Consider the following 16,666-nt stretch of genomic DNA (forward strand, 5'->3'; position numbering starts at 1 on the left):
TCTCCCCAGCACTTCTCTCTCACCGGCCCAGCCGCCACTGAATCATCAGTGGCGGCTGGTGCGTTGTGTGCACCGTGCGAGACCGGCCCGCGACCCGGGGGGGCACCGTCAAGCCAAACGGCGAGGCCCCGAATCGTGTTTGGTCGGCACGGCGCCCACACGCATCCGCGCTGCGAGCACCGCTACGCCCCCCGGGGTCGCGTGAATGGGGTCGCAGACCACGTCGCGTGCCTCCGGGATGTCGTCGACCAGTGCCGAGATACGGGTCACCAGATCGATCAATGCGTCTTTGTCGACCGGTTCCTGCCCGCCGTAACCCGAGAGCAGGGGCGCCGACCGCGGCGCTGCGATCAGGTCCGCGGCATCATTTTCCGTCAGCGGGAGCGCGCGATAGGCGCGATCACCGAGGAGATCGCTGGTGACCCCGGCAAGACCGAACGACATCAGGGACCCGAAGGAAGGATCATCCCGGACCCGGATCACGGTGCTGATCCCCTTCGGGGCCATCTGCTGCACATGCAACCGCGACTCACCGGTGACCTCGGTCAGCTCGACGACGGCCAGCTCCACCGAATGCTGATCGGGTAGGTCGAGTCGCACGCCTTCCCGGTCCGCCCGGCCTCGCCAGCTCGGCGAGAAGGCCTTGATGGCCACCGGATACCCGAGTTCGTTTGCCGCCGCGACACCCTCGTCGACGCTGCTGACCTCTTTGAACGGGACGATGTGAATCCCGTAGCAGGCCAGGATCTGAACGGTTCGATCGTCGTCGAGTTCGGTGACCGCACCCGCCGACGCGGCGACCGCCTCGCGGACCAGACGCCGTGCGGTGTCGGGATCGGCGTCGGCGGGCCTGCGCACCTCCGACGCCGGCCGGGACTTCCACTGGGCATACTGCCAGGAATGTCCGAGAGCTTCTGCGGCCCGCTCCGGCCCGGGGAACGACGGTATCGACCCTCGTGCGGGGGTGCCGCGCGCTCCCAGCACCGACAGGTTCTGCGGAATACCTTCGACGGCCAGGAATGTGGTGACGACAGGTTTGTCGGAGTCGGCCATACCTGACATCAAGGCCTGGGCGTACCGATCCACACTGACGGCGACCGGTGGCACGAACACCGCGATCAAGGCGTCGACGCCTTCATCGGCGGCTGCGGTTCGCACGGCCTCTTCGAACGCCTCGGGCGACGCGCTCGGTCCCAGGTCGACCCGCTGGACGACCTCGAGCCCGAAGTGGCTCCCTGCCTCCTGAGCGAGCACGCCGAGCGCCGTGGAATTGCCGACGATGCTCACACGCGGTCCGCGCGGAAGCGGCTGGTACGCGAACACCGTCGCGCAGTCGAAGAGCTGGGGGATCGTCGCGACCTGGATGACCCCGGATTGTGCGAGCAGCGCCCGGGTGCTCTCGTCGTCGAGCGAGTGATCGACGGCGGCCATCGCGGGCGGCACCGCGCCTCGCCCGGATTTCACCGCGACCACCGGCTTACCGCTGGCGACCCTGCGCGCCAATCGCGTGAACTTCCTGGGATTGCCGAAACTTTCGAGGTACAGCAAGACGACCTCGGTGTCCGGATCGGTGTCCCAGTACTGCAGCAGATCGTTGCCGGAGACGTCGGCACGGTTGCCTGCGGAGACGAATGTCGACAACCCGAGCTGCCGACGCGCTGCAGCGTCGAGGATGGCGATACCCAACGCACCGGACTGGCAGAAGAACCCGACCGTGCCGCGACCCGGGACCAGCGGCGCCAGGGTGGCGTTGAGGGACACCGCCGGATCTGTGTTGGCCACTCCCAAGGCATTCGGCCCGACCAGCCGCATGCCGTGTTCACGGATCGATTCCACCAGTCGGTGCTCCGACTCGAGACCCGAGTCGCTCGTGTCCCCGAACCCGGAGGACAGCACCACCATGGTCTTGACGCCTTTGTGCAGACAGTCGTCGAGGACTTCTTCGACGGCATCGGCCGGGACGGCGACGATTGCGAGGTCGACGGGGTCGGGAATGTCGCGCACCGTCGAGTAGGCGCGGATCCCGCGGACTGCCCGGTGTTCGGAGTTCACCGGGAACACCGGGCCGGTGAAGCCGCCGGCGATCACGTTCGCCAGTACGGCATTGCCGACCTTCAAACGGTCGACGGAGGCTCCGATGACCGCGACGGAGGTCGGCCGGAGCAGGTTCGCGACACTGCGGGCCTCCGAGCCGCGCTCGCGGGCGTTGCGTACCGAGAGCAGCGCCTCGGAGGGATCGATCGTGAACTCCACGTGGATGGTGCTGCCGTCGAAGCTGCGGCGGACCTGGTATCCGGCATCGCGGAAGACCGCCACCATGTTGGGGTTCTCGGCCAGTACCTCTGCTTCGAAGCGCTCGAATCCGCATTCGGCGGCGGCACCTGCGAGATGCTCGAGCAGAATCGGCCCGAGGCCGCGACCCTGGTGCTCGTCCGCCACCACGAACGCGACCTCTGCCGTGCCGTCCTTGCCATCGGCGGCCAGGCCTTCGTAGATACCGATGGCGATGATCTCCCCGCCGAGTAATCCGACGAACGCGACACGACTGTAGTGGTCGACAGTGGTCATCCGGGCCAGCTCGCGTGGCGGGATGTGCGGGAATGGGCCGAAATACCTCAGGTATCTGGTGCGTTCGGACAGCGCTGAGTGGAATCGGACCAGTCCGTCTGCGTCCTCGGGCACGATCGGCCGCAGGTGCACCACGCCGCCGTCACTGGCGAGGACATCCGCGATCCAATGTCTCGGGAAATCGTGCGGTCCGCGCTTGTCGGGGGCGACCGTCAACTCTGCCGCGTCGCTGCGGTCCGGCTCTGGCAAGTCAGTCACGGGGATCCTCCGGGTCGAGACCACACAATGGGTAAACAGCACGCCGGGTTGCCATGATCGTGGCGTCCGTACGGGTCTGCGCGGCGTCGGTGGTGCCGTCCATCAGTGGACCACCGCCATCACCATCCCAGGGCAGGTAATCGGTCTGGCCGCCGTCGGTCATGACTGCCACCGGATCCGCACGTAGCGTCTCGTCGAGCATTCTGGCCTCGGCTTTCGCTGCGGCGCACCAGCTCTCGTCGATCACGGTGTCAGGATCGAGATCGGCTCCGGTGACAGCGGAGATCAGGTGGGTCCAGCTGCGCGGTACGACGTTGATGATCCCGTACCCGCCGCCGCCTACCGCGAGCCACCTGCCCTCCGAATGTTTGTCGGCCAGGTCGCGCATCGCATAGATGGCGGCCCGCTGCCCGTCGACCGTCAGCGACAGGTCGGTCAACGGGTCTTGGAAGTGGCTGTCGACACCGCATTGGCTGACGATGATCTGGGGCCCGAAGTTCTCGACGACACCGGGCACGATTGCGTTGAATGCTCGCAGCCACAACTTGTCCGAGGTCTCGGGCATGAGCGCGATGTTGACCGCACTCCCCCTCCCGTCCTGTTCACCGACTTCTTCGGGCCAGCCGCTGCCCGGCCACAGCGTCGCCGGATGCTGGTGCAGTGAGATCGTCAGCACACGTGGGTCTCCCGCAAACACCTTCTGCACGCCGTCACCGTGATGTGCGTCGATGTCGATGTAGGCGATCCGGTCGTACCCCTGCTCGAGCAGCCAGCGAATCGCGACCGCACAGTCGTTGTAGATGCAGAAGCCGGCGGCATGGCCCGGCATCGCGTGGTGCATCCCGCCCCCGATGTTGACCGCGCGGCGCACGGATCCGGAAGCGATGGCGGCGGCGGCGGCCATCGTGCCTCCCACGAGCACGCCCGCAGCACTGTGCATCCCCTCGAACACCGGGTTGTCGACACTTCCCAGACCGAACAACCGTTCCAGGACGTGGGAGGAGCCGCCTACATAGTCATCGACCGATGACGCGCTGCGCACCGCATCCAGGTACGCCGCGGTGTGCACGGTTTGCAGCAACCTGTCGTCGACTGCCAGCGGAGGAATCGACGCCACCCCGTCGAGGACCCCGAGCGACTTCGACAGTGACATCGTCAGTGCCAGCCGGATAGGGTTCATCGGGTGCGTCGGCGCCCATCGATAGCCGAGGAAATCATCGCTCCAGATCACCGCAGCTGATTGCGCGTTCGCCGGATCGGTGTCAATGCTCATTCTCCGAGCCTAGTTGGCGGAGACGGAGCGTAGCGGAGCTCGACCGGATCGGCGGAGACGGAGTGCAGCGGAGCTCTGCTGAGTTCGCGCGTGTGACGCATCACCGTCGGGGAAGGGTTGACCTGAACCGGACGTTGTTACAGGTAGCCTGGTGCAGGACGAAAGGGATGGGGATCGTGAACGAACTGATCGACACCACTGAGATGTATCTTCGGACGATCTACGACCTCGAAGAAGAAGGCATCGTTCCCTTGCGGGCACGTATCGCCGAACGCCTGGAGCAGAGCGGTCCGACGGTGTCGCAGACGGTCGCCCGCATGGAACGGGACGGACTTGTGCTGGTCGCCGGCGACCGCCACCTCGAGCTGACCGACAAGGGCCGTAATCTTGCGGTCTCGGTGATGCGTAAGCATCGTCTCGCCGAGCGGCTGCTGGTCGATGTCATCGGGATGCCGTGGGAGGACGTCCATGCGGAGGCCTGCCGCTGGGAGCACGTGATGAGTGAGAACGTGGAACGCCGCCTGCTCGAGGTGCTGGATCACCCGACCACGTCACCGTATGGCAACCCGATTCCCGGCCTTGATCAGCTCGGTTACTCGGATCTGATTCCTCCGGCACCGATGACACGGATCTCAGAGCTTCCCCAGGGTGAGCCCGTCGCGGTGATCGTGCGACGGTTGTCGGAGCATGCTCAGGCAGACATCGAGCTGATCGGCGCACTACGCGAAGCGGGTGTCGTCCCGAATGCACGGGTGAGCGTCACCGTGAACCCGACCTCGATCGTGATCAGCACCCCGGGACACCAAGGGCTTTCACTGTCCGAGGAGATGGCGCACTCCGTTCAGGTCGAGAAGGTCTGACCGAACTCTTCATGAAACTCCTGGTCACCGGCGGCGCCGGGTACGTGGGCAGTGTGTGCGCCCGAGTCATGGTGGAGCACGGTCATGACGTCACGATCGTCGACAACCTGAGTACCGGAAACGTCGAGGCGCTGCCTGAGGGTGTTCCCTTCATCGAGGGCAATGTCCGAGACGTCGCCGCCGACGTACTCGGTTCGGACGCCTTCGACGGGGTGCTGCATTTCGCCGCCCAGTCGCTGGTAGGTGAATCGGTCCAACACCCCGAGTTGTACTGGTACGGCAACGTCGTCGAATCGCTTGCCCTCCTCGAGGCCGTACGCACCACCAATACTCCGCGTCTGGTGTTCTCGTCGACGGCCGCCACCTACGGCGAGCCCGAATCGGTGCCCATCCTCGAGTCCGCGCCCACGCGTCCGACGAATCCCTATGGCGCGACGAAGCTCGCCATCGATCACGCGATCACGTCGTACGCGGCGGCCCATGGCCTCGCCGCCGTGTCGCTGCGGTACTTCAACGTCGCGGGTGCCTACGCCGGTGCCGGTGAGAATCGGGTCATCGAGACCCACTTGATCCCGCTCGTCCTCCAAGTCGCCCTGCGTCATCGTGAGCACATCAAGATGTTCGGGACCGACTACCCCACCGACGACGGCACAGCCATTCGTGACTACATCCACGTCCTCGACCTCGCGCAGGCCCATGCCCTGGCCCTCGAGGCCGCGGTCGCCGGCCGTCATTCGATCTTCAACCTCGGCAGTGGCACCGGTTTTTCTGTGCGACAGGTCATTTCGGCCTGCGAAGAGGTCACCGGGCTGGAGATCCCGGTGGTCGACGCACCCCGACGCGCCGGCGACCCGGCTGTCCTGATCGCGTCAAGCGACAAGGCCATCGCAGAACTGGGCTGGTACCCCGAACACACCGATCTGTCGGTCATCGTCGCCGACGCGTGGGAGTACACCCGGGCTCTCGGCGACCGCGCTCACTCTGCGTCCCTCGCGACGCGCTGATCCCTTTCACGCCGCCGGCCGGAGAATCGGCGGCGGCAGCTCCACCCCGAGCGACCGGGCGAGGTGGTAACCGGTCTCCGCGCACTTATTGATCACGCCGGGCGGTATCCCGCGCGTCAGCGCGTCGTTGTAGAGGGTCGCCATCGAGTACCCCGGGCTGGCCGCGAGCGCCAAGTCGAAGGCCGTACCTGCCATCGCTCCGTTGCCGTGCACGTAATGGACGAACCCCAGAAGGGTCGCGGCAGCTGCCTGGCCTCGTCCGCGCAGCCGCCGGGCAGCCTGCGTGAACAGGTACTCGGCGTCAGACCACAGGTCGGTCACCGCGAGCGACACGAGCGCATCACGCACATAGAGTTCGCGGAGAGCCTTGTCGAGGCGCTGGAGGTCGCCGCAATCGAGATCGCCGCAGCCGCGCGCGACCAGGTCCAGGACGAACTCCAGGTCGGACCGCTCTTGGATTCGACGCACCTGCTCGACCAGCAGGTGCAGCGGAACACGCCCGGCACCCGTGCAGGCGTCGTGCAAGACTGCCGGATCGATCGTGCTCTGATCGACCGATCCCGACATCGAGGCCACCTCATCGTCGTCCACGATGTCCGACCACTCGTCCGCGGCGGCCCCGGTCGGTGTCGACTCGAGCAGTTCGGTGTATCGACGGTCGTCCGTCGCCGAGATCTCGTACGCATCACACTCGGTTGCCGCACAGTGAGGCAGTGGCGAGAGGTTCTCGACCATCTCTTCCCGGGTCATCAGGACACGCCGCCCGCCGGCCACCGCCCGCGCTATGGCCACCGGGCTGATCATCGGATCACCCACGACGCCGTCGGCAATCCGATCCGATTCGATCACCTCGGACCGGCGGTCCCACAGCGTGATCCACGGGCTACCGAGAGTGATCGCCGATGTCCAGAAGGCACCGTACAGCCCGCCCACGGCGAGTAGGTTGCGATCGATGATGGCCGCAAGGCGACGATAGGCCGGGCCGTGGGGGTCCATCCGATCATCGATGATCACGGCGACCACTCGCGCCGCTCTGTAGGACTCGCACACCCGAGCGAGGTGATCGATGACACCGAGCATCAGCTCGTTGGGTGTGCCGTCCGGTTCCAGTGTCAGGTCGTGACGCATCGTGGTGCCGATCTCGTCGCCGTTGCCTTCGAAGGTGATCAACACCAGGGAACGCGCCGGGATGAAGCCGAGCAGAGCAGGTATGGCGGTGATCAGTGCCGCGGGGCCCGATACCGAGGTTTCGAAGTTGTCAGATGTCATGCACCGATGTTCGGTCGCGCTTCAGCCGGCAGTCGGGGCCGGATGAGCCGAATCGGGGAGTTGTCCACCGTTTCGAGCTCTATCCACAGGCGGGCGCTCAGCCGCGGGACCGAGACAGTGCTGTGGTGTATAGCTGGTCGAGTGCCATGCCGTCGGGCGGCCGCTGCCCCGATGCGACATAGGTGACATAGACCCGGATGCCGTCGTTCTGACCGACCAGCGCAGTCATCGTCTGGGTCATCGAACCTGAGGACGTGACCCGCCGGAACGCCAGCGACTCCTCCGATTGCGCGGGCGAAGACGGCAGAACCGTCGTTGTCACAGTCGCTTTCGCGCCCTCGGTGTCGGTTGTGTAGGTGGGGCACCTCTCCAGGTCCGCCTGCAATTCCGCCAGCGGCGTGTCCACCAGAACCGTCACCGCGGACAGCGCGCCGGCGTTGGCACCGGCACCGGTGGCCACGAAAGCGATCGCGTCGCCGGAGTCAGATGAGAGTTGTCTCGGCGCGCAGGTCGGTGGGTCGACAGTCCCGCCCGCGGCCACGCCCGCGGTGTCGCCCAGCACAGCGCCCAGTTGTCCGCCGGTGACCTCCGTCGCGGAGTATCCGGCCGGGAAATCTGCGGGGGTGACCGAGCGCTCCCGGAGATCCCTCGACTGATCGGAGCTGTGAGGGCTCACCTCGGAGACGGGAGCGGCCGTCGGATCACCGTCGACCTCGGCTGTGCACCCACCGACGGCCAGCACAGCAGCAAACACCGCGACCGGTATCCACCGGCGCCCGGTTCGCTCGACAAAGACCCGACTCACGTGACCACTCTCCCATCGCGAGCAGGCGATGTCGCCGTGCGACACGGCGAGTGTCACTAGACTGGTCTCTGGCTGGATGCTTCACATCTGCCTTCTTCAGACACCGCGATCACGCGACGCCGCTAGGGAGAACACCGAACATGGGGATCATCGGCAAGATCAAGGGTGAACTCGTCGACATCATCGAATGGATCGACGATTCGCGCTCGACGTTGGCATGGCGTTTTCCGCGCTACAACAACGAGATCAAGAACGAGGCCGAACTCATCGTTCGTGAAGGTCAGCAGGCTGTTTTCGTCTATCGCGGGCAGCTCGCAGATCGCTTCGGACCCGGCCATTACACGCTGACGTCGGAGAACCTCCCGATCCTGAGCACCCTGCAGGGCTGGAAGCACGGATTCAACAGCCCGTTCCGGTCCGAGGTGTATTTCATCAACACCCGCCCGGTGACCGATCTACGCTGGGGCACCGCCAATCCCGTGACCGTCCGCGACCCGGATTTCACGATGGTGCAGGTTCGTGCCAACGGTTTGTGTGTCGTTCGGGTGGCTGATCCTGAGATATTTCTGCGAGAGGTCATCGGCACCGACAGCGCAGTCGACGTGGACGAGATCTCTGAACTCCTGCGACGGGTCATCACTCTCGCGTTCTCGGACATGATCATGGAGACTCGCCTGGGTGTCATCGACCTCCAGGGTCGCCAGGTGGAGTTGTCCGACAAGCTCCGTGCGTTCGTATCCGAGCGCGTCGACGACGAGTTCGGACTGGCGATCGATTCGATCACCATGAACATCTCACTCCCGGACGAGATCACGTCCGCGATGACCCGCGGCGTCGCCCGGGGTGTCGAGGAGGGAGGGTTTCTCAACAACGTCGGCGATCTGGGTCGCTATCAGCAGGGGAAGGCGGCCGACGCGATGCTCGCGGCCGCTCAGAATCCCGGCGGCGGCGCCATGGGCGACATGATGTCCGCCGGGATGGGCGTCGCCTTGGGCAGTCAGATGGCTGGGCAGTTCGGCCAAGCAGGACAAGGGCAGCCCGCCCCTGCTGCAGGTCCCCCGCCGCTGCCCGGAGCCGCGACGTTCCACATCGACAGCGGTGGCCGGCCTGCGGGTCCGTTCACCATCGCCCAACTGCAGGGGGCAGCGACCTCGGGGCAATTCACGGGCGCCACGCTGGTGTGGAGTCAAGGTATGCCCGGCTGGGTGCAGGCGTCGTCCGTGCCGGCCCTGGCGGGACTCTTCGCCACCCCTCCTCCGATTCCCACGACTCCCACCACCTAGGCCGATGAACGATTCGCACAACCCGCCGCCCCTGCCCGGGGATTCGGCCGGATCCCCACCACCCTTGCCTCCGATGCCGCCACCGCCCGCTGCGTCCGACCCGGAACGGGCACTGTTTCAGGTCACCGAGCAGACCCGCACCTACCCCTGTGACAGCTGCGGGGCACAGCTGGTGTTCGATCCGACGACGCAGAATCTGTTGTGTCCCAGCTGTGGTCGCTCGCACGCCATCATCCTCGATCCCACGCGCCGGGTCGTGGAGCACGATCTGGCCTCGACGATGACCCAATTGCGGGGCTTGCTCGCCGCGGCACCCCCGGCGACGGCACCGGATGCCGAGCGCGAAATCGTTTGCCAGAGTTGCGGGGGCAGAACGACATTCACCGGCACGCTGACGGCAACCCGATGCCCGTACTGCGCCACGCCCATTCAGCGCGACGACATCCACGCAGCCCCCACGAGGCTTCCGGTCGACGGGATACTGCCGTTCCAGGTCGATGACGCACGCGGTCGGGAGGTGATCGAGCACTGGATCAACAGCAGGTGGTTCGCTCCGACCGAATTCAAGAAGTACCGGGAACTCGGTTCGTTCTCCAGCCTCTACGCGGCCTACTTCACCTACGACGCGGACACGACCACCTCGTACACGGGGATGCGCGGGGACAACTACACGGTGACCACGGGCAGTGGAGACAACCGGCGCACCGAGACCCGCACCCGCTGGAGTCACCGGTCGGGTGTGGTGGGCAACAATTTCGATGACGTTGCGGTCCTGGCCAACACCGGATTCGACACCGACCGGGTCCACGAACTCGAACCGTGGCCCACCGGGCAGGCAACCCCGTTCAGTCCGGAGTTCGTTGCAGGCCATCTGTGCCGAACCTACGATCTGGACGCTGATCAGTGCTTCCCGGTGGCCCAGTCCAGAATCGATGCCGGTATCGACGCTGCCATCCGCCGCGACATCGGCGGTGACCATCAACGGATCAACAACAAGGACACCCGCTACAACTCGCTGACGTTCAAACACGTGTTGCTGCCCATCTGGTTGCTGACCGTCGTGTACGCGGGTACGCCGTTCCAGGTGTTCATCAACGGCGTCACGGGCGAGGTGCAAGGGCAACGGCCGTGGAGCAAGGTCAAGATCGCGTTCGCGGTACTGGCAGCGCTGATCGTGATCATCGCGATCGTGGCGGCGTGGGCAGCGTGGGCGTGACCACCGTCGTCGTCCTGCTGGTGATCGTGGCCGGCCTTGCCGCTGCCGGTGGTGTGTTCGTGATGACCAGACGTATCCGCGAGGGTGCGCGGCGTGCGAACGAACTCATCCCGGGTCAGCCGACCAACGCCCCCGAATCGTGGTCCGGTTCCCACGACCCGGAGGCGCGGCTGCACCGGCGCATGCGGGATGCGTTGTCGCTGTTGCGTTCGGACCCGAAAGCGGACTACGACGGCGGCAGGATCGACGCCAGGGTGCGTCTCGAGATCGCTGCGACCGAGTTGGACAACCGGCTGGTGACCGCGTCGAAGTCGCCTCAGCGAGTGCGGGACCCGATCATCGCGCAGGCAGGAGACGCAGTGACCGAACTCGAGAACCTCGCGGCCGAGATCTCCGGTGGTGCGGACCTGCAACTCCCGCGGGTCGACGCAGTCGTCGGCCTCCTGACGACGCGCCCACAGCTCGACGGATAGCCGCTCGCCCACCCGAATTCGCACCACCCACCAGCAATTGCGGGTGGGTGGTGCGAATTCGGGTGGGTGGACCGGCGGAGCGTCAGCTCCCGCGTTTGATCCATTCCTCCAGGTGCGGTGACTCCTCGCCGACTGCTGTCGAGTCGCCGTGCCCGGTGTTGACTTTCGTCTCGGCGGGCAGGTTGAAGATCTTGGTCTGGATGGATTCGATGATGGTCGGGAACGAGGAGAACGAACGCCCGGTCGCGCCGGGACCGCCGGAGAACAGGGTGTCGCCGCTGAACAGGACGCCGAGTTCGGGCGCGTAGATCGAGCACGATCCGGGCGAGTGTCCCGGGGTGTTGATGATGACGAGATCGGCGCCGCCGACGGTGATCTTCTGTCCGTCCTCGAGCTCGCTGGGGGCGATGTCGGGGTGGGTCTGGTCCCAGAGCATGCGGTCGCCCGGGTGCAGGAGCATCGGGGCGTCGAGGCGTTGCGACAGCTCCGGCGCGACGGTGACGTGGTCGTTGTGGCCGTGCGTCAGTAGGACAGCCTTCACGGTGCGGCCCGCGACGGCGTCGATGATCGGGGTCGCCGAGTGGGCGGCGTCGATGATCACGACCTCGGAGTCGTCGCCGATGAGCCAGATGTTGTTGTCGACGTCCCAGGTTCCGCCGTCGAGGCTGAATTGGCCGGAGGTGACGACGTTCTCGATGCGTATGGTCACAGGATCACCACCGAGCGGAGCACTTCGCCTGCCTCCATCTTGTGGAAGGCGGCTTCGACATCGTCGAGGCCGACCCGCTCGGAGACGAACTTCTCCAGCGGCAACCGGCCCTGCTGATAGAGGTCGACGAGCATCGGGAAATCGCGTTCGGGCAGGCAATCGCCGTACCAGGACGACTTGAGCGCGCCACCGCGGGAGAAGAAGTCGATCAGTGGGAGTTCGAGCTTCATGTCCGGCGTCGGCACGCCGACGAGGACGACAACCCCGGCCAGATCCCGCGCGTAGAACGCCGTCTTGTAGGTCTCGGGCCGCCCGACCGCGTCGATCACGACGTCGGCGCCGTTGCCGTCGGTGAGATCCTGGATCGCCGTGACGACATCATCGGTCTTCGAGCCGTCGATGGTGTGCGTGGCACCGAGGTCGGTGGCCCACTCGAGCTTGCGGGCATCACGATCGACCGCGATGATCTTCGTCGCGCCGGCCAGGCGGGCACCGGCGATGGCGGCGTCGCCGACACCGCCGCAGCCGATCACCGCGACACTGTCTCCGCGGACCACGCCGCCGGTGTTCATCGCGGCACCAAGCCCGGCCATGACGCCGCATCCGAGCAGTCCCACCACGGCCGGATCTGCATCCGGGGCGACCTTGGTGCATTGGCCCTCGTGAACCAGCGTCTTGTCGGCGAACGCGCCGATACCCAGCGCCGGGGTCAACGCGGTGCCATCGGCCAGCGTCATCGGCTTGCTCGCATTGTGGGTGTTGAAACAGTACTGCGGCCGGCCGCGTTTGCAGGCCCGGCATTCGCCGCACACCGCACGCCAGTTCAGGACCACGAAGTCGCCGGGCTCGACGAGGGTGACCTGGTCACCGACGGTCTCGACGATGCCGGCGGCCTCGTGACCGAGCAAGAACGGGTATTCGTCGTTGATCCCACCCTCGCGGTAGGCCAGATCTGTGTGGCATACGCCGCACGCCTGGATCTTCACCACCACATCGCGTGGGCCCGGATCGGGAATGGTGATCGTCTCGATGGTCGTCGGAGCACCCTTGCCTGCCGACACCACACCACGAACCTGCTCTGCCATGACTGCCTCTCGCCGCTGTCCATAGTTGTCGCTCGGCACCAACCCTAAGCGATATCCAGATGGCCATGCGTGCATGGATGGACGCCGGAGCGATCGGCGGCGACCGTTGTTCGCACTGAGCGAACGCACTGGTGGGAATCCTGCGCGGACGACCACTGTTGACACATAGAAGTCCATGGAACCGACGTCACCGCAGGGCCGGCCGAAGGCCGGAATTGGTGGGTAGGGGTGCTCATGGGAGACAATGGACGACACACCGCACGACTGGGCAGCGAGGAGGTTCGCCATGGACGAGAAGTCCACTCTCTACGAACTCGAATTCCCAGCACCACAACTGGCAGATGACGAGGGTGCCGGTCCGGTGCTGATCCACGCCCTCGAAGGATTCGCGGACGCCGGACACGCCATCAAGTTGGCATCCGACCATTTGCGGCAGAGTCTCGATTCGGAGCTGGTCGCCACGTTCTCCACCGACGAACTGATCGACTACCGCTCGCGCCGTCCGCTGATGACCTTCACCGGCGACGAGTTCACCGCAGCGGCCATGCCCGAGCTGACCCTGCACGCGATCCGCGACAACAACGGAACCCCGTTCCTGCTGTTGTCGGGTGCCGAACCCGACCTGCGCTGGGAACGCTTCGTCGCTGCGATCGGTGCTCTCTCGGATCAGTTCGGGGTGACCTCGGTGATCGGACTCAACGCCATACCGATGGGCATCCCGCACACGCGACCCTCGACGATCACCGCCCACGGGAACAGCAAGGACCTGATCGGTTCACTGCCCCGGTGGGGTTCGGAGCTCAAGGTCCCCGGCAGCGCGTCCATGCTGCTCGAACTCCGTCTCGGTGAGCGTGGTCTGGCGACCGCCGGACTGTCGGTGCACGTCCCGCACTACCTGTCGCAGGCCGAGTACCCCGCCGCATCCCACAAACTGCTGGAATCACTGGGCGAGGTGACGGGTCTCGATCTCCCGACCGCTGCCCTGGCCAACGCAGCAGAAAAGGTGCGCACCCAGGTCGATGCGGAGGTGTCGGGTAACCAGGAGGTCGAGTCCGTGGTTGCAGCTCTGGAGACCCAGTACGACACGTTCAACCAGGCGCAGCAGGAGAAGGCTTCTCTGCTGGCCGCCGAGGGTGATCTGCCCACCGGCGACGAGCTCGGAGCCGAGCTCGAACGGTTCCTGGCCGACCACGCCCAGAACGAAGCCACGACCGAGAACGACGCGGAATCACGCGACGGCGACGACAAGGGTGACGGCGCTGCGGGCTGACCGCGTTCGGTGCCATAACCTGCAGTGGTGACCCATTCGCCGCAGGTCCGGCCCCTCGAATTCCCAGCCGAGACCGAGCCTGATCTCGATGAGCTGTACAGCTCTTTCACGGCATGGTGGGGGGCGCGAGGGATTTCCCTGTATCCCCACCAAGACGAAGCGCTCATCGAGCTCGCGGCCGGATCCAACGTCATCATCTCGACCCCCACGGGTTCGGGAAAATCGTTGGTTGCCAGTGGTGCGCTGTATTTCGCTGCGGCGCAGGGTCGGCGGGCCTTCTACACCGCGCCGATCAAGGCCCTCGTCAGTGAAAAGTTCTTCGATCTGTGCTCGCAATTCGGCGCCGACAAGGTCGGCATGCTCACCGGCGACGCCTCGGTGAACCCCACCGCACCGATCATCTGTGCCACTGCCGAGGTCGTCGCCAACATCGCCCTCCGCGCGGGCGACGACGACTCGATCGGCGTAATCGTGATGGATGAGTTCCATTACTACGCCGAAGCCGACCGCGGCTGGGCCTGGCAGGTCCCGTTGATCGAACTGGCCGGCTGCCAGTTCGTGTTGATGTCGGCAACCCTCGGCGACGTGAGTTTTTTCGTCGACGATCTTCGGCGCCGGACCGGCCGCGACACTGCCGCGATCACCGGCACCACCCGGCCCGTTCCTCTGGACTACTCGTATTCGACCCGGCCCGTCCACGAGACCATCGAAGAATTGATCCACAAAGATCGGGCGCCGGTGTACGTAGTCCACTTCACCCAGCTCTCTGCGATGGAACGGGCACAGTCCCTGCTCAGTGCCAATATCTGCAGCCGCGCCGAACGTGACGCGATTGCCGAGGAAATCGGCGATTTCCGTTTCAGCACCGGGTTCGGGAAGACCCTGTCGAAAACCGTCCGAGCGGGCATCGGGGTTCACCACGCCGGGATGCTCCCCCGCTACCGACGCCTGGTGGAACGCCTGGCCCAACAAGGTCTGCTGCGGGTGGTATGCGGCACGGACACCCTCGGTGTCGGCATCAACGTGCCCATCCGCACGGTATTGCTGACCGGTCTGACCAAGTACGACGGCGTCCGGCAGCGTCATCTCAAAGCGCGCGAGTTCCACCAGATCGCGGGTCGTGCGGGGCGCGCCGGATTCGATGTGCGTGGGTTCGTGGTCGCCCAGGCACCCGACCACGACGTGGAGAACGCCCGACTGGTCGCCAAGGCCGGCGACGATCCGAAGAAACTGAAGAAGATCCAGCGCAAGAAGGCGCCCGAGGGCTTTGTCTCGTGGGGCGAGGCCACCTTCGAGAAGCTCATCGTCGCGCCGCCAGAACCTCTGCGCTCCCGATTCACCGTGACCACCTCGATGCTGCTGGAAGTCATTGCTCGCCCGGGCAATTGCTTCACCGCGATGCGACACCTGCTCGAAGACAACCACGAGACCCGCGCCCGGCAGCGTTGGCACATCCTGCGAGCGCTGCGGCTGTACCGATCGCTGATAGACAGCGGCGTGGTCCGGCGTCTGGACGAACCCGACGAATACGGCCGCCATGCCGTTCTGGCCGTCGACCTTCCGGCGAATTTCGCCCTCAACAACCCGCTGTCCCCTTTTGCGCTGGCTACGTTCGAACTGCTCGACACCGACTCGGAGAGCTACACCGTCGACTTGATCTCGATCGTCGAGGCGACCCTGGACGATCCACGACCGGTTCTCATGGCTCAGCAGAAGAGTGCCCGCGACGAGGCGATCGCGCGGATGAAGGCCGACGGCGTGGAGTACGAAGAGCGGATGGAGCTGCTGACCGAGGTCACCTGGCCTCGGCCGCTGCGTGAGTTCATCTTCGAGGCCTTCGGGATCTACCAACAGGGTCACCCATGGGTCGCCGACACACCTCCGCGCCCGAAGTCGGTGGTGCGCCAGATGATCGAGGAAGGGATGGACTGGGGCGATCTCATCTCCCGGTACTCCCTGGCCCGGAGCGAGGGTGTGGTCCTGCGCTACCTCACCGACGTCTATCGCACCCTGCGGCAGAGCATTCCGAACTCCGCCCGGACCGACGAAGTCGACGACGTGGTCGAGTGGCTGGGCGACCTGGTCCGCCGCGTCGACTCGAGCCTGCTCGACGAGTGGGAGCAACTCACCCATCCCGACGACGGGCCCATCGACCCGATCGCCGCCGGGTCACCCACACCCGGACGGGCCCCGAATGCCCGTGCCATTCGGGTCCAGCTGCGGAACACGATGTTCCGCTACGTCAACCTGTTGTCGCGGCGCGCCTGGTTCGACTTGCAGTCGGCCTATCCTGACCTCGACTGGGCCGAAGAGATGGCCGATTTCATCGACGAGTACGGCGACGTCGGCGCCGGCCCGGAGGCGCGAGGACCGGCGCTGTTCAGTGTCACTCGCGAAGACGATCAGTGGGTGGCCAGACAGGTACTCGACGACCCCGACGGGCATCGCGGGTGGTCGTTGCTCGCCCGGTTCAGCGCCCCCGAGACCGCCGACGATGAGCCCGAACTCCAGGACATGGAGATCATTCCGGGCTGACTGAGCCACATGAAGCTGAGCAGCATGGAATCTTGACAGCATTCTGTCAACAATGACA

General features: G+C 65.6%; 13 protein-coding genes. 7 read left to right on the forward strand and 6 right to left on the reverse strand.

Features of this window, described 5'->3' with window-relative positions:
* Positions 1 to 108 precede the first annotated feature (108 nt).
* Both BH683_RS22420 and BH683_RS22425 read right to left on the reverse strand, forming a co-directional pair.
* Positions 109 to 2,817, reverse strand: coding sequence for a bifunctional GNAT family N-acetyltransferase/acetate--CoA ligase family protein (locus BH683_RS22420; RefSeq protein ID WP_246833546.1), 2,709 nt, complete (start codon positions 2,815 to 2,817; stop codon positions 109 to 111).
* Between the two features lies 1 nt (position 2,818).
* Positions 2,819 to 4,099: an acetoin utilization protein AcuC gene (locus BH683_RS22425; RefSeq protein WP_084838503.1), complete on the reverse strand. Its 1,281-nt coding sequence runs from the start codon at positions 4,097 to 4,099 to the stop codon at positions 2,819 to 2,821.
* A 176-nt stretch (positions 4,100 to 4,275) separates the two neighbouring features.
* Here BH683_RS22425 and BH683_RS22430 point away from each other — a divergent pair, with 176 nt between their 5' ends.
* Entirely contained in the window at positions 4,276 to 4,959 is a 684-nt protein-coding gene (locus BH683_RS22430; RefSeq protein ID WP_084838689.1) for a metal-dependent transcriptional regulator, read from the forward strand.
* Positions 4,960 to 4,970: 11 nt separating this feature from the next.
* Complete coding sequence (galE, locus tag BH683_RS22435; protein WP_084838504.1) at positions 4,971 to 5,963, forward strand: UDP-glucose 4-epimerase GalE; 993 nt, start codon at positions 4,971 to 4,973, stop codon at positions 5,961 to 5,963.
* A 6-nt stretch (positions 5,964 to 5,969) separates the two neighbouring features.
* Here the strand turns inward: galE and BH683_RS22440 are convergent, their stop codons facing one another.
* Positions 5,970 to 7,232 carry a DUF4192 domain-containing protein gene (locus BH683_RS22440; protein ID WP_084838505.1) on the reverse strand — a complete coding sequence of 421 codons (1,263 nt, stop codon included), beginning with the start codon at positions 7,230 to 7,232 and terminating at the stop codon, positions 5,970 to 5,972.
* Between the two features lie 97 nt (positions 7,233 to 7,329).
* On the reverse strand, positions 7,330 to 8,037 hold the full coding sequence (locus tag BH683_RS22445; protein WP_143696114.1) for a hypothetical protein: 708 nt from the start codon (positions 8,035 to 8,037) through the stop codon (positions 7,330 to 7,332).
* 140 nt (positions 8,038 to 8,177) lie between these two features.
* On the opposite strand from BH683_RS22445, the gene BH683_RS22450 reads away from it, so the two are divergent.
* From BH683_RS22450 to BH683_RS22460, 3 genes are all read left to right on the forward strand, one after another.
* Complete coding sequence (locus BH683_RS22450) at positions 8,178 to 9,320, forward strand: SPFH domain-containing protein (RefSeq protein WP_084838507.1); 1,143 nt, start codon at positions 8,178 to 8,180, stop codon at positions 9,318 to 9,320.
* Between the two features lie 73 nt (positions 9,321 to 9,393).
* A complete protein-coding gene (locus BH683_RS22455) occupies positions 9,394 to 10,536 on the forward strand; it encodes a hypothetical protein (RefSeq protein ID WP_246833547.1) in 1,143 nt (380 codons plus the stop codon).
* Complete coding sequence (locus BH683_RS22460; RefSeq protein WP_084838509.1) at positions 10,518 to 11,009, forward strand: hypothetical protein; 492 nt, start codon at positions 10,518 to 10,520, stop codon at positions 11,007 to 11,009. The genes BH683_RS22455 and BH683_RS22460 overlap by 19 nt, the downstream gene beginning before the upstream one ends.
* Positions 11,010 to 11,091: 82 nt before the next feature.
* Here BH683_RS22460 and BH683_RS22465 read toward each other — a convergent pair whose 3' ends face one another.
* Together BH683_RS22465 and BH683_RS22470 are read right to left on the reverse strand one after the other, a co-directional pair.
* Positions 11,092 to 11,718: an MBL fold metallo-hydrolase gene (locus BH683_RS22465; RefSeq protein WP_084838510.1), complete on the reverse strand. Its 627-nt coding sequence runs from the start codon at positions 11,716 to 11,718 to the stop codon at positions 11,092 to 11,094.
* Positions 11,715 to 12,803, reverse strand: coding sequence for an S-(hydroxymethyl)mycothiol dehydrogenase (locus tag BH683_RS22470; protein WP_084838511.1), 1,089 nt, complete (start codon positions 12,801 to 12,803; stop codon positions 11,715 to 11,717). The genes BH683_RS22465 and BH683_RS22470 overlap by 4 nt, the downstream gene beginning before the upstream one ends.
* 286 nt (positions 12,804 to 13,089) lie before the next feature.
* Here BH683_RS22470 and BH683_RS22475 point away from each other — a divergent pair, with 286 nt between their 5' ends.
* On the forward strand, positions 13,090 to 14,073 hold the full coding sequence (locus BH683_RS22475; protein WP_084838690.1) for a PAC2 family protein: 984 nt from the start codon (positions 13,090 to 13,092) through the stop codon (positions 14,071 to 14,073).
* 27 nt (positions 14,074 to 14,100) lie between these two features.
* The gene (locus tag BH683_RS22480) at positions 14,101 to 16,608 is read left to right on the forward strand and encodes a DEAD/DEAH box helicase (RefSeq protein ID WP_084838691.1); all 2,508 of its coding nucleotides are present in this window, start codon (positions 14,101 to 14,103) and stop codon (positions 16,606 to 16,608) included.
* Positions 16,609 to 16,666: the final 58 nt, after the last annotated feature.

This window comes from Williamsia sp. 1138 (assembly GCF_002095435.2).
Taxonomy (GTDB): Bacteria; Actinomycetota; Actinomycetes; order Mycobacteriales; family Mycobacteriaceae; genus Williamsia.

Bases quoted from the DNA above. Each gene is read 5' to 3' on its own strand.
- galE (WP_084838504.1), top strand. From the start codon at position 4,971: ATGAAACTCCTGGTCACCGGCGGCGCCGGGTACGTGGGCAGTGTGTGC.
- BH683_RS22455 (WP_246833547.1), top strand. From the start codon at position 9,394: ATGCCGCCACCGCCCGCTGCGTCCGACCCGGAACGGGCACTGTTTCAG.
- BH683_RS22440 (WP_084838505.1), bottom strand. From the start codon at position 7,232: ATGACATCTGACAACTTCGAAACCTCGGTATCGGGCCCCGCGGCACTG.
- BH683_RS22475 (WP_084838690.1), top strand. From the start codon at position 13,090: ATGGACGAGAAGTCCACTCTCTACGAACTCGAATTCCCAGCACCACAA.
- BH683_RS22450 (WP_084838507.1), top strand. From the start codon at position 8,178: ATGGGGATCATCGGCAAGATCAAGGGTGAACTCGTCGACATCATCGAA.
- BH683_RS22425 (WP_084838503.1), bottom strand. From the start codon at position 4,099: ATGAGCATTGACACCGATCCGGCGAACGCGCAATCAGCTGCGGTGATC.
- BH683_RS22470 (WP_084838511.1), bottom strand. From the start codon at position 12,803: ATGGCAGAGCAGGTTCGTGGTGTGGTGTCGGCAGGCAAGGGTGCTCCG.